We start from the raw sequence: 13,390 nt of genomic DNA, 5'->3' as shown, positions 1-13,390 counted from the left end.
GTTTTAACCGATTTAGGGTTTGATTTCAAACTCCTCCAGAGTTCTCTGAAATATAGCGGCTTGCTCCCCAAGCACTTCGTTTAGCGGTAAATGCGCTTGTCGAATCAGTTGTTCTAATTTGGACGGAGCAATTTTAACGGTTAAATGAAGATTGCCCGCATCATCATAATGCTCCGTTTGAATCACATTGAGGGTATAAAGTTGGGTGCGGAATTTGCCGTAGTGTGGCTTCAGCACTAAGTTAAAAGTCTGAATTTGTCCCATGAGACATTCATGCACCGCTTGTTGCAGCAACTCAATCCCTTGTCCCGTATGTGCTGAAACATAAACGCGTTCAGGTAGGTTGGGTTGGGAGTACATGATTTTGGCGTCTTCACCACTTTGATCGATTTTGTTATAGACCCTGAGTACTGGAACATCGGCGCCAATTTCTTTCAGGACTTTTTCAACGGCTTCAATCTGTTCTAGCATTTCGGGGCTACTGGAGTCAATCACATGTAACAGCAAGGTTGCTTCCAGCGTTTCTTCTAGCGTGGCTTTGAAAGATTCGACTAAAGAGTGAGAAAGATTGCGGACAAAGCCAACCGTATCGGCTAACACAACCGTACCAATTCCTTCCCATGACAAGCGACGTAGGGTAGGGTCGAGTGTGGCAAAGAGCTGATCCGCAGCATAGACATCACTTTTGGCCAGTACGTTGAAGAGGGTGGACTTACCTGCGTTGGTATACCCAACCAGTGAAACGGTAGGTACTGCGGCTTTTTGACGGGCAACACGACCTTGTAATCGTGTTTGACGGACTTTGTCCAGTTTGGCTTTTAACTGTCCCATGCGAATTTTTAACAGTCGGCGGTCAGTTTCAAGGAGGGTTTCACCTGGACCTCGTAAACCGATGCCACCTTTTTGACTGTCTAAGGTACCGCGACTACGGATTAAACGAGAGGATAAATGTTGGAGCTGGGCTAACTCGACCTGTAACTTACCTTCAAAGGTTCGCGCACGCTGGGCAAAAATATCCAGAATCAGTTCATTTCGATCCACTACACGGCATTTTAAAATTTGTTCCAGATTACGAGCTTGGGCAGGGGTCAGGGCATGATCGAAGATGACCAAATCCGCTTCATGTTCGCTGACCAGTTCGGCAATTTCTTCCGCTTTGCCTGAACCAATAAACAGCTTGGCATCCGGTTTAATTCGTTGTGCATGGACATGAGCCAATATCTCTGCACCTGCAGATTGTGCCAACAAATTGAATTCTTCGGCATCAAGATCTTCCAGCATTTGCACAGAAACACTGACCAAGATAATTCTTTCACCACCTTGATGTCGTTTTAAATTTGCCACTCAGCCGCTTCTCCGCTTTAAAACTTTATTCTAGTGGAAAAAGGGCTGAGATGCTTGAGATTAGTCGATTTATAATGTTGCTGCGAATAATTTAGCAAACAGAATGATGACGGCGAAATATAAAATACTGAAGCCAATGATCATTTGCAGTACATGTATCCAGTGATGATGATGTGACTTAGATTTACGAGGTGGGGGATGAGTATGCATATGGCTCACCTATGGATCCTACTGTTCATAAATTCATCATAATCAAGTTGTCATACGAATGAAAATTGGATTTTGTAATGCTTAGATTCGGTTTTTATAATCAGTGCAAGCATGGATTGAACAGTATAGAATGGTCAAAGTGAACTCAAAATATTGACACTGTTTTGCTGGTTAGTAATAAATTTATGAAAGAAAATTCACCTGCTCCAACCTCTTCATTAAATCCAATTTCTAAGTTTTTTTTGTACGGGCGTAAGCTTGGTGCTGGCTTGGGCGTTGTTTCTGAAGGTTTTTATTTGGTTGCTCGTCATGGTTTATATAAAGACCCGAACAATGCCAATAATACGCGTTATGTACAATATTTTTGTCGCCAACTCTGCAAGGTTTTTAATATCGAGGTTGAGGTACATGGTCAGATTCCGCATGAACCAGCCTTATGGGTCAGCAATCATATTTCGTGGTTAGATATTGCAGTGTTGGGTTCAGGAGCGCGGGTCTTTTTTTTAGCCAAAGCCGAAATTGAAAAATGGCCGGTGTTTGGTAAATTAGCGAAAGCCGGTGGAACTTTATTTATTAAACGTGGCTCGGGTGACTCAATCAAAATTCGTGAACAGATTGCGACCTTTCTGAAGCAAGACATTCCCGTGCTATTTTTTCCTGAAGCCACAACTTCGGATGGCACCCGCATTAAAAAAATTCATGGACGAATTTTAGGTGCTGCGATTGAAGCACAACGCCCCGTGCAAATCTGTGTGATTTGCTATGTGAATCAGCAGGGTGAATTAGATCTGGTGGCGCCGTTTGTTGGTGAGGTGACTTTCATTGATCATGTGAAAAATGTGCTGGAAATGCCGAAAGTCACAGCACATTTATTGATCTTACCTTCGATTGCGACGCAAGGTCATAGCCTTGAAAGTTTAACTGCGATGGTGCAACGGGACATGATCAAGGGTTTAGCCCAATTACATCAACGGGTTTTGCATTCCACTGAAGCTTTATCTAACAGCGCTTTAGTTTAAGCGCTGCCGAATATTGGTATTACATAAAGCCTTCTACAGGCAGCCATGAAATAAATTTTACCCCGGCTTTGTGCCACCATTTCATTTTGGGTTCTTGGGTGTAAATTTTGACTTCGCCGTTGCGATGCGTGAGCTGCCAATTGATGTTATTATTGGCATCTAACACCAGTTTATAGGCATATTTGGACAGGTTTTGATCCATTGTTTCGTGCACAGCTTTGGCTAAAGGCGGACTATTGAGAATCACACCGATTTCAGTATTGAGATAAGCCGAACGCGGGTCAAAATTAAAAGAACCGATAAAGACTTGGCTTTCATCAATGGCCAGCATTTTGGCATGTAGACTGGAACGACTTAAACCTCTTAAGCTGATTTTGGCTTTTTTCGACAGCTCTTCTGTATTGTGATACAGGTTTTCCTGTTCCGGAGCCGCTAGAAATTCATAGACTTGTACACCATTTTCCAGCAGGCCTTGTCGATATTTACCATAAAAGGCATGGACTAAAGCAACGTCATTGGCGATAAATGAATTGGTCAGGATACGAACCTGAACCCCTTTTTGCGAAATTTTCTCTAGAACATCGGCCCCTTTGGTTTCTGGTACAAAGTAGGCCGAAACAATATCCAGACTTTCATTTGGGGCTTCTAGGTGTGAAATGAGTTGGTGATTTAAATAGTCTTCGGGTGCAGCTTTATCGCGTGTTTTGTTCGGAGAGTCTTTTACCACTTCTGCTTTGACCCAGTCGAACTGAATACTGTGATTGAGCCATTCTTCAAAAGCATGCGAGCGATTGGCCAAATCGAGATAATTTTGTACAGTGACATCTGCATAGTGATCATTCACTTGCTGCTTAAGTCCCTCATAACGCAGGGTGTATTTTTTCGGATCGACAATTTGATTGACTGGGTAAGCATAGGCATCATTCCAGTATTCATTAAATGAAGATGCAATGTCATCCGCAGCAGTTCCCACTAACATGACATCAACATCAGAGAACTGGTAATGATCACTGACATTGTAGTATTGATTGCTCATGTTGCGTCCGCCAATCAGTGCAATCTGATTGTCGGCAATAAAGCTCTTGTTGTGCATGCGGCGATTCACACGCTTGAGGTCGAGCAGAATGTCCATGGCACGGAAGTCACGGAAGCCATAGGGATTGTATAGTTTGACATCAATATTACGATGCTGCGCCAGTGCCAGATAGACGCCTTCCATTTTGCCGGCGTTATTGTCATCAATCAGCATGCGCACTTTAACACCGCGGTCTGCCGCTTGAATAATGGCATGTAGGGCAATTGCACCAATCTTGTCGTTGTCCCAAATATAATATTGTAAATCGAGGGTTTTTTCGGCACGTTCAATTAAATGAATACGCGCAGCCATCGCTTCCAAAGGATCGTTCAGGACATGAAAACCCGTAAGGTTGGGGTTTTGTTCACGTAAGGGGGTGATAATTTTGGCTAAAGATGTATGAGATGTGTCAATATCAAATGAATTGACCACGGGTTGTGGCGTATATTGAGGAAGAGTCGAGCAGGCCGGTAAGCCCAATAATAGGCTGCTACAAAGCAATAGTCCTGCTTTCGAGTAGGTTTTCTTCTTGATGACAGACTGACGTTGCACAACGTGATTGCTCGGACCCATTATACTCTTGCACTATAATAGCTAGATTAAGTTTGAGTATAATAGTCAGCTATGAAAAGATAAATATAAATAGATAATTAGTAACTGGTACAGTGAGTAATGATATTGACAACTGACTCCATGATTTTCATTTTTTATGGAAGTTTCGTGCTCATCACCCTCTGGGCGATTGCACAGGCATGGCATAGCCAGTCGCATACTGAAACTATCCATCCGTTTAAAGCTTTTGTGCATTTACTCGCCTTTTATTTGTCTTATTTATTGTGGCCGTTGGTTATATTTAGCCTCTATGCAGGTTGGAGTGGTTATTACTCGTTGCATGAAGCTGGTTTTGTATTCTTGCTCAGTCTGGTGTTGATTTATGCCAGATTTATCGAGCCGCATTGTGTGCAAGTTAAAACCACTCAATATCAACTGGATGCAGGGACTCGCATTCAGAAACCCGTGAAAATCGCCCTAATTGCAGATTTACATATTGGTCTATTTTCTGGACATGAGCGACAACTTAAAATTATTGTGGAAAAAGTGAACCAGCAACAACCTGATTTGGTGGTGGTGGCAGGCGATTGGACTTATGAACCTGAAGATACGCTGGCGGATGAACTGGCGCCGTTGAAAAATATTCAGGCGCCTGTGTATTCTGTCTATGGCAACCACGATGAACAGTATCCAGGCCCACCGATTCAAGCCTTGCTCAGTCATGCCTTAAGTGTGAATGAAGTTATTGATATTGAAGGGCAGATTGTCGAGTTTGAAGAATTTCGTTTAATTGGGGTGGGTGACTTATGGGCCGGCAAGGCAGACATGCGTTATATGCCCGACTTACCTCAAGATAAGCCATGGGTGATTCTTTCACATAACCCTGATACCGTTGATATGGTACCTAAACTTCCGAATCGTCCATTAATGCTTTCGGGACATACCCATGGTGGGCAAGTAGAATTACCTTGGTTAACTGATTATGTCATGAAGAAAGTGTCCATCTTAGGGCATAAGAAAGGACTCTATAACCATGAACATGCCGATGTCTTTGTGACAGTAGGTACAGGCATGGTCGGTGTCCCTTTTCGGTTTCGTGTCCCGCCGACCATTGATATTATTGAATTGGTTTAAGCTTCAATAACGTAAAGTCTTTGCTTTACCGGCATCAAAAAGCCCCTCAAACAGCGTGAAGCTTGAGGGACTTTTTGTCGTTGCAGTTTTTTCTTATCGGGTGTGACAGGAATTACACTTGATTGTTTACATCGTCATTTTTAGTTTCACGAATGGCGAGGAAAGCCAAAAGGGACAAGATTGAGGCTGCTGTTAAGTAATAACCTACCGCATATAAGCCGTAAGTGGTGGCTAATTTGGTGGCAATCAGTGGTGCAAAAGAAGCGCCAAAAATACCAGCCAAGTTAAAGGTTAAGGCCGAACCCGTATAGCGAACTGAGGTTGGGAAAATTTCAGATAATACCGTTCCAATTGGGCCATAGGTCAGTCCCATAATGGCCAGACCGGTACACAGGAATAAGAACACCACGAAGGTGTTACCTGATTCCAACATACTAGAGAAGACCAAGCCAAATAATGCAGAAAGTACGCAGACCGCAATTGAGGTGGCTTTACGTCCGAACTTTTCAGCCAATACTGCAGAAAGTGGAATAAAGGCCGCAAAACACAGGGTGGCGACCAGTTGTAATTCTAAAAATTCTGCACGGGAATAACCGAGTTTGGTGGTTCCCCAGTTGAGTGCAAACACGGTAGTCAGATAGAACACTACAAAGGTACAAATCGCGGCAATGGTGCCTAAAACCAGCATAGGCAGATGCTTGGTCATGACCTCTTTGAATGGCACATTGACTTCTTTTTGTTTATCCAGCACCTTTTGGAATGCTGGTGTTTCGTGCAGTTTAAGACGAATCCAAAGACCCACAATCACGAGAATGGCACTGGCAATAAACGGAATGCGCCAACCCCATTGCATAAAGTCTTGTTCAGACATGAACGCACCGAGCGTTAGGAACGAGCCCGTCGCTAGAATAAACCCGATTGGCGCGCCAAGTTGTGGAAACATGCCATACCAAGCGCGTTTGCCTTCAGGTGCATTTTCGGTGGCCAATAATACGGCACCAGACCATTCACCACCTAAACCCAGTCCTTGCCCTAAACGGCACAACGCTAATAATAACGGTGCGACAATCCCGATTTGGGCATAGGTAGGTAATAAACCGATACAGACGGTCGAAATCCCCATCGTCAATAAAGCCGCGACTAAAGTGGCTTTGCGTCCAATACGGTCGCCCAGATGTCCAAACAATGCCGCACCAATTGGGCGGGCAATGAAGGCAATCGCAAAAGTAGCGAGGGATTGAATCGTTGCCGTCATCGGATCTGTGCTTGCAGGGAAGAACAGATGTGGAAAAATAATGACAGCAGCAGTGGCATAAATATAAAAATCGAAGAATTCGATCGTCGTACCAACCAGACTTGCGGTAAGTACACGGAATTTTGAATTCGTTGCTACTTCTAATGTAGCTGTAGTTGATGACGCCATAGAGAACCTTACACTTACTAAAATTAAAAAAAACTTAGTTTTAAAAGCGTAATCTTTTTAAAAAAGGCGTAATTTCTTAAAAAAACGACGGAAAATCTGACTTACATCTACTCGTTTAGGGTCACTAAAACTCGAGAGAAGCAGATTAAATCACGTACAGATAGATCGCAAGGAAGTGTGATCCAGCGCCTATCAGTACAAATACATGCCAGATCGCATGGGTATATCTTACCCGTTTTAACGCATAAAACAATGCACCAACGGTATAAGCTAGCCCGCCCAAGACTAACCAAAATTGAGCTTCAGCAGATAAATAACGTTGCATATCATCAATTAACAGTACTGCCAGCCAGCCCATGACTAAGTAGGCGATGAGGGAAATTTTCTGAAAGCGATGTATGAAAATTAATTTGAATAGTGTTCCAATTAGTGCGATCACCCACAGTGCGATTAAGAGCTTATGGGCTTTATCGGTCGGGATGGCAATGGAAAGAAAAGGGGTATAGGTGCCGGCAATCAGATAATAAATGGCGGTATGGTCCAGTTTTTTAAGCCAAAACCGTTTTTCATAGCTTTGAGCCATATGATATAAACTGGAACCCGTAAAGAGCAGAATCATACTCAAACCATACACCCAAAGACCAATCCATTGACCTGTGCTTAAGTAATGGCCTTTAATGACCAGCAGGATGGTTGCGATACAGGCGAGCACAGCCCCTAGCGCATGGCTCCAGACATTAAACTGCTCTTCAGTCGGATGATAATCTTGCACAGGTGGCGTGTTCATAATGGCTGTTTTTATTAAAAATACAAATGTATAGTAATTCAATTTTGCTTTTCGTGTAAGACGCTTTAAAATTTAGTCGCAAATTTGATTAGGTTTATACTATGTCTGACTCGACTTCTCCTTCTGCTCAGGAACAACAGTTTCTCGATGCTGTGCAGCAAGCACTTGAAACACAAAGTTTTGATCGCTTAATTCTGAGCCAATATAAGGGAGAAATGCAGCAGTTAGAAAAAATGACTTTTCGGGTCATCGAGTTGCAACAGCAGCCCGTTTTAAATGTGCTTTATCGTTACAAAACCCAAGATGTCACTAAAAACTATCCTTTAACGGATGCTGTCCGGATCATTGCTCGTTATTTGAGTTGTTGTAAACAAGCAAATTTATTTACTGCGACTCAAGATGCGCAACTTAAACGCAATAAGAAAAAAGATTTATTGATACTGAGTCCCAAAACGGGAGCCAGCACAGATACACAACGTCCAGTGCAGTCGCATGACCGTAGCAAGCACCGTTTTGTGGAGCAAGACAGTGTGTTCTTACAGCATTTAGGCATTACCGATGCGCAAGCGCAGATCATTCCGAGCATGGCGCGTAAATGGAAGCAGATTAATAAGTTTGTGGAAATTTTTTCAGGGGCACTGACGCAATTGTCAACGCAGGATCAAGCCTTGCGTGTGGTTGACTTTGGTTCGGGTAAAGGCTATTTGACCTTTGCTTTATATGACTATTTAGCCAAAAATCAGCAAGTGCCCTTTGTCACGGGCGTGGAGTTGAACGAAAAGATGGTGCAGTTTTGCCAGCAGGTGGCACAGGCATCGGATTTTCAACAACTCGACTTTTTCCAAGGCGATGTTCGTACCTATCAACCCGAACGCCTCGATGTCATGATTGCCTTACATGCCTGTGATGTCGCCACGGATTTTGCCATTCATACTGGCATTCGCTTAAATGCCCAGATGATCATGTGCGCACCGTGCTGTCATAAGGAACTGCGTCCACAACTGAAAAGTCCCGAAGTGATTCAGCCGATGTTACAGTTTGGTATTCATGCCGGACAGCAGGCAGAAATGTTGACCGATACCATTCGCGCCTTGCTGCTCAAAGCTTATGGCTATGAAACCAAGGTTTTTGAATTTGTATCGTTGGAACATACCAGTAAAAATAAAATGATTTTAGCCACCAAACGTGCAGACTTTGTTGCCCCTGATGCTGCGGTACTGGCTCAAATTGCAGCTTTAAAAAATATGTATGGCATTCAAAAGCACTCCTTAGAATTACTGTTAAATAATCAATGGGATCAGCGTGATATTGGTGCTAAGTGTTAAGTGGATTCAATCAAATGCCTGAGGATAGAAAGATGACCTTACAGATTCGCATGGGCACTTGGGCTGAAATGCAGCGTGATGCCAAACCGATTCGAACGCAAGTATTTATTCAGGAACAGCAGATTGCTGAGGCGGATGAATGGGATGCACAGGATGCGGTTTCCCAGCATTTTGTGGTGTATGACAATGAACAGGCGATTGCAACCGCCCGCTTATTGCCGAATCACAGTGTTGGCCGTGTGGCTGTAGTTGCACCGCAACGTGGGCAGGGCATTGGTCAGTTGTTAATGTTGGAAATTATCCAGCAAGCACTGAAACAACAGCGTCCTTTGCTGCAATTATCTTCCCAAGTGCATGCCATCGCATTTTACCAAAATTTGGGTTTCTACGTCTGTGGGCAAGAATATTTGGATTGCGGGATTCCGCATATTGACATGCAGCTGTCCTTGGCTGAAAAAAAGGTCGATCTTTAGCGGCTAAGCATAAAAAAGCCATCTTCTTGGAGATGGCTTTTTTATTAATTAATGACCATGATGTGCGGTCGAGGCTGCGGATTCATTCATCGCAGCATGTTCTTCAGCACTCATTTGATGCTGTTCTGCACTCATGTCCATATTGTGCTCTACAGGAGCACTGCTGGCTTGAGCTTCACGTGCAAGCTTTTGTTTACCTGGCATATAGTCAGGTTCGTTCTGCATCGCTAAATAAAAAATAACCAGAAAAAGAATACTTAAAATCGTAGCAATAATGAGGGCTTTCCAACCCCATGGAGATTTTTCAGGAGAAGTATCTTCTGACATAACAATTAACCCAATGGATAAAAAAGAAACTGTTAAAAATTATGTAACTTTATAACATAAAATGTGATGAATGCAGACCAAATTTTATAAAAAGCTTAATTGTTCTGGTTTTAATGCTGCGAAACTGGCTAGATTTGGAGGCGTCGTTCCCCTCCAAATCAAATCTAATTTTTTAGCACTTATTGAATAATTTCGTTTCGTTGGGCTTTATCTTTCAATATTTGAGGTGGATTAAAGCGTTCGCCGTATTGCGCTGCCAGTTGCTCAGCACGCTGTAAGGATTGCTGCACACCATTTTGATTTAAGAATTGAATTGCACCACCTGTCCAAGGAGCATAACCAATCCCGAAAATAGAACCGACATTGGCATCAATCACAGACTCTAAAACCCCTTCTTCGTAGCAGCGTAAAGTATCAAGCGCTTGTACAAACAAGAAACGGTCAATCATCTCTTTTTCTGAAATGGTATGCTCTTTGGACCAGCGACTGAGTCCATCCCATAAATATTTTTTGCCATTTTCAGGATATTCATAGAAGCCTGCACCAGCGGCTTTACCTTTACGATTCAGTTCATGAATCATGGTCTGTACCACGTCATCGGCAGGAGTCTTAGGTAAGTCTTTACCTTCGGCTTGCAGTGCTTTGCGTGATTCATTGGCAACGTGCTCAGAAAGCGTTAGCGAAACCTCATCTTGAATGGCCAATGGACCAATAGGCATACCCGCTTTGAGTGCCGCCATTTCAATTTTTGCTGGATGCACACCTTCTGCCAGTAAGCGCATGCCTTCTTGAATAAAGGTTCCGAAGACACGGCTGGTAAAGAAACCACGGCTATCATTCACCACAATTGGTGTTTTGGAAATTTGTTGAACAAAGTCATAAGCTTTTGCCAACGTTTCAGCAGAGGTCTTTTGACCTTTGATGATTTCCACCAACTGCATTTTATCGACGGGACTAAAGAAATGTAGACCAATAAAGTTTTTGGCGTCTTTACTTGCTGTTGCTAAACCTGTAATGGGTAAGGTTGAGGTGTTGGAGGCAAAAATACCACCTTCTGCTAAATAGGGTTCTGCTTCTTGTGTCACTTTGGCTTTCAGTTCTTGGTTCTCAAACACCGCTTCGATGATCAAGTCACAGCCTTGCAGGTCTGTAGCATCCGCCGTTGCAGTAATGAGTGATAGAATCTGATCGCGTTTTTCTGTAGACAAACGTCCTTGAGCAACACGTTTATCTAGCAATTTTTGAGAGTAGGCTTTCCCTTTTTCTGCATTTTCGATAGAGACATCCTTAAGCACCACAGGAATACCTTTAATGGCAGTTGAGTAGGCAATGCCTGCCCCCATCATTCCTGCACCTAATATCCCCACTTTCTTGGCTTGCCATTTTGCCACATCCGCTGGGCGGCTAGCACCCGACTTAATGGCGTTTAGACCATGCCAGAATGTGCCGATCATATTCTTGGAAATCTGACCGATGGTCAGCTCAGTAAAATAGCGGGATTCAATGCGTAACGCGGTATCCACATCGACCTGAGCTCCTTCTACCGCTGCCGCCATAATGGCTTCAGGGGCAGGGTAGCAGCCTTTGGTTTTGTCACGCAGTATCGCTGGGGCGATGGCGAGCATTTGCGCCACCGCAGGGGTTTTCGGATCACCCCCCGGAATTTTGTAACCTTTCACATCAAAAGGTTGTGCTGATTGAGGATGCGCTTTGATCCATGCAATCGCTTTGTCCATGAGCTCTTGTTCATTCGCAGCTGTTTCATGCACCAAACCTAAAGATTTAGCTTTTTCGACACCAAACGGTTTGCCTTCCATTAGAAATGGAAAAGCATTTTGTAAACCAAGTAGGCGCACCATCCGCACAATTCCGCCACCACCCGGCAACAAACCTAAGGTCACTTCAGGCAAACCGAATTGAGTTTTTGGATCATTGATCGCAATACGGTAATGGCAGCCTAAGGCAAGCTCCCAACCGCCACCCAGTGCCGTGCCATTAAGAGCCGCAACGACAGGGACCCCTAAAGTTTCAATGCGACGCAGGTTAGCTTTTAATTTTTCCACCATGTTGAAAAAATCGGTGGCATGTTCAGGTTGCACTTGAATTAATTCATCCAAGTCACCGCCTGCAAAAAAAGTTTTTTTGGCTGAACGGAAAATAACGCCAGTTAATTCAGTTTCAGCTGTAAGTTTTTGGCTGACTTCATCCAGTGAATCGCGAAACTCAGCATTCATGGTATTGGCAGATTGCCCTGACGAATTTAGCGTAAGAATGACAATATTGTCGGCATTTTTTTCGTATTGAATTGCGCTCATGTGCTTCTCCTTACACTAACTCAATGATTGTGGCGATACCCATACCACCACCGACACACAAGGTTGCGAGCCCGCGTTTTTTCCCTTGACGCTCTAGCTCATCCAGTAAAGTTCCTAAAATCATGGCCCCTGTTGCACCTAAGGGATGTCCCATGGCAATGGCACCACCATTGACATTGACTTTTTCGGCAGGCACCTTGAGTTCATTGATGAAGCGCATGACTACAGCAGCGAAGGCTTCATTGACTTCAAATAGATCGATATCCTCGATACTTAAGCCTGCTTTAGCTAAGGCTTTACGTGCTGCTGGGGCTGGACCCGTCAACATGATGGTTGGGTCAGTACCCACCAATGCGGTTGCCAGCACTTTGGCACGTGGCTTTAAGCCTTGTTCTTTGACGGCTTTTTCAGAGGCGAGTAATACCACGGCTGCACCATCCACAATGCCTGAGGAATTCCCTGCATGATGCACATGGTTAATTTTCTGTGCTTCTGGGTATTTCTGTAAAGCGACTGAATTGAAGCCCATTTGTCCCATTGTCTCAAAGCTCGCATTCAACTTAGCTAAGCTTTCTACCGAGGTATTGGCTTTAATGAATTCGTCTTTGTCTAAAATGGTAACGCCAGCAAAATCTTTGATAGGTACGATGGATTTATTAAAATAACCTTTGGCTTGTGCAGCAGCAGCTTTTTGCTGTGAATGTACCGCAAATTGATCAACATCTTCACGGCTATATCCATCGAGGGTTGCAATCAGGTCAGCACCAACGCCTTGAGGAACAAACGCAGATTTGATATTGGTTTCAGGATCAAGTGCCCAAGGACCGCCATCTGAACCCATTGGGACACGGGACATCGACTCAACGCCACCAGCTACAACAATATCCTCCCAACCTGAGCGCACTTTTTGTGCGGCGATGTTTACGGCTTCTAAACCTGATGCACAGAAACGGTTGATTTGTACGCCAGCAACATCATCGTTCCAACCTGCTGCAATCGCGGCTGTTTTGGCAATATCACCACCTTGGTCGGCAATTGGTGTTACACAGCCAAGTACGATATCATCGACTTTTGCGGTGTCGAATTGATGACGCTGTTGTAATTCGTTCAGTAGTGTAGTAAGTAAAGTAATGGGTTTGACTTCATGTAATGAACCGTCTTTTTTCCCTTTTCCACGCGGTGTGCGAATGGCATCGATGATGTAGGCCTCGCTCATATTATTATCCCTTGGATGTTGTTCATTGATTTCGTTGTTTTGAGTGTAATGATAATTTGCTGAAGCGCAATGACAAGAGTGGCATGGCGCTGATGATAGTTTTGGTCAATTGCGTGGCGATGCTCAGTCTAAAATAAGGTGTGGCATTTGGAAGTAGCAATCTCAGATCAATCTAAAATGAGTAGGTATA

General features: G+C 43.8%; 12 protein-coding genes. 4 read left to right on the top strand and 8 right to left on the bottom strand.

The features are described 5' to 3' along the window. Nucleotides 1–12 precede the first annotated feature (12 nt). Nucleotides 13–1,344 carry a ribosome rescue GTPase HflX gene (gene hflX, locus ACX17N_RS14590; protein WP_458893292.1) on the bottom strand — a complete coding sequence of 444 codons (1,332 nt, stop codon included), beginning with the start codon at nucleotides 1,342–1,344 and terminating at the stop codon, nucleotides 13–15. Nucleotides 1,345–1,413: 69 nt separating this feature from the next. Next, nucleotides 1,414–1,554, bottom strand: a complete 141-nt coding sequence (locus ACX17N_RS14585; RefSeq protein ID WP_458893291.1) for a hypothetical protein — start codon at nucleotides 1,552–1,554, stop codon at nucleotides 1,414–1,416. A gap of 185 nt (nucleotides 1,555–1,739) precedes the next feature. On the opposite strand from ACX17N_RS14585, the gene ACX17N_RS14580 reads away from it, so the two are divergent. Beyond that, nucleotides 1,740–2,573 (top strand): lysophospholipid acyltransferase family protein, encoded by an 834-nt coding sequence (locus ACX17N_RS14580; RefSeq protein ID WP_458893290.1) that lies wholly within the window; start codon nucleotides 1,740–1,742, stop codon nucleotides 2,571–2,573. Between the two features lie 19 nt (nucleotides 2,574–2,592). Here ACX17N_RS14580 and ACX17N_RS14575 read toward each other — a convergent pair whose 3' ends face one another. Next, nucleotides 2,593–4,221, bottom strand: a complete 1,629-nt coding sequence (locus ACX17N_RS14575; protein WP_458893289.1) for a phospholipase D-like domain-containing protein — start codon at nucleotides 4,219–4,221, stop codon at nucleotides 2,593–2,595. A gap of 99 nt (nucleotides 4,222–4,320) precedes the next feature. Here ACX17N_RS14575 and ACX17N_RS14570 point away from each other — a divergent pair, with 99 nt between their 5' ends. Then, the gene (locus tag ACX17N_RS14570; RefSeq protein ID WP_458893288.1) at nucleotides 4,321–5,334 is read left to right on the top strand and encodes a metallophosphoesterase; all 1,014 of its coding nucleotides are present in this window, start codon (nucleotides 4,321–4,323) and stop codon (nucleotides 5,332–5,334) included. 112 nt (nucleotides 5,335–5,446) lie between these two features. Here the strand turns inward: ACX17N_RS14570 and ACX17N_RS14565 are convergent, their stop codons facing one another. Both ACX17N_RS14565 and trhA read right to left on the bottom strand, forming a co-directional pair. Continuing rightward, nucleotides 5,447–6,757, bottom strand: coding sequence for an MFS transporter (locus ACX17N_RS14565; protein WP_458893287.1), 1,311 nt, complete (start codon nucleotides 6,755–6,757; stop codon nucleotides 5,447–5,449). A 145-nt stretch (nucleotides 6,758–6,902) separates the two neighbouring features. Then, nucleotides 6,903–7,544: a PAQR family membrane homeostasis protein TrhA gene (gene trhA, locus ACX17N_RS14560; RefSeq protein WP_458893286.1), complete on the bottom strand. Its 642-nt coding sequence runs from the start codon at nucleotides 7,542–7,544 to the stop codon at nucleotides 6,903–6,905. 101 nt (nucleotides 7,545–7,645) lie between these two features. Between trhA and ACX17N_RS14555 the strand changes: the two genes are divergently transcribed. Both ACX17N_RS14555 and ACX17N_RS14550 read left to right on the top strand, forming a co-directional pair. Further along, a complete protein-coding gene (locus ACX17N_RS14555; protein ID WP_458893285.1) occupies nucleotides 7,646–8,869 on the top strand; it encodes a class I SAM-dependent methyltransferase in 1,224 nt (407 codons plus the stop codon). A gap of 32 nt (nucleotides 8,870–8,901) precedes the next feature. After that, a complete protein-coding gene (locus ACX17N_RS14550) occupies nucleotides 8,902–9,342 on the top strand; it encodes a GNAT family N-acetyltransferase (protein ID WP_458893284.1) in 441 nt (146 codons plus the stop codon). 48 nt (nucleotides 9,343–9,390) lie between these two features. On the opposite strand, the gene ACX17N_RS14545 is transcribed toward ACX17N_RS14550, so the two are convergent. The 3 genes from ACX17N_RS14545 to ACX17N_RS14535 form a co-directional block, all read right to left on the bottom strand. Continuing rightward, entirely contained in the window at nucleotides 9,391–9,669 is a 279-nt protein-coding gene (locus tag ACX17N_RS14545; RefSeq protein ID WP_458893283.1) for a hypothetical protein, read from the bottom strand. 179 nt (nucleotides 9,670–9,848) lie between these two features. Then, nucleotides 9,849–11,984 (bottom strand): 3-hydroxyacyl-CoA dehydrogenase NAD-binding domain-containing protein, encoded by a 2,136-nt coding sequence (locus ACX17N_RS14540; protein ID WP_458893282.1) that lies wholly within the window; start codon nucleotides 11,982–11,984, stop codon nucleotides 9,849–9,851. Between the two features lie 10 nt (nucleotides 11,985–11,994). Further along, the gene (locus ACX17N_RS14535; RefSeq protein WP_458893281.1) at nucleotides 11,995–13,200 is read right to left on the bottom strand and encodes an acetyl-CoA C-acetyltransferase; all 1,206 of its coding nucleotides are present in this window, start codon (nucleotides 13,198–13,200) and stop codon (nucleotides 11,995–11,997) included. Between the last annotated feature and the right edge of the window lie 190 nt (nucleotides 13,201–13,390).

This window comes from Acinetobacter sp. GXMZU3951 (genome assembly GCF_054457875.1).
The sequence above is the reverse complement of the archived record's forward strand: the minus strand, read 5'-3'. Positions and strand labels throughout refer to the sequence as shown.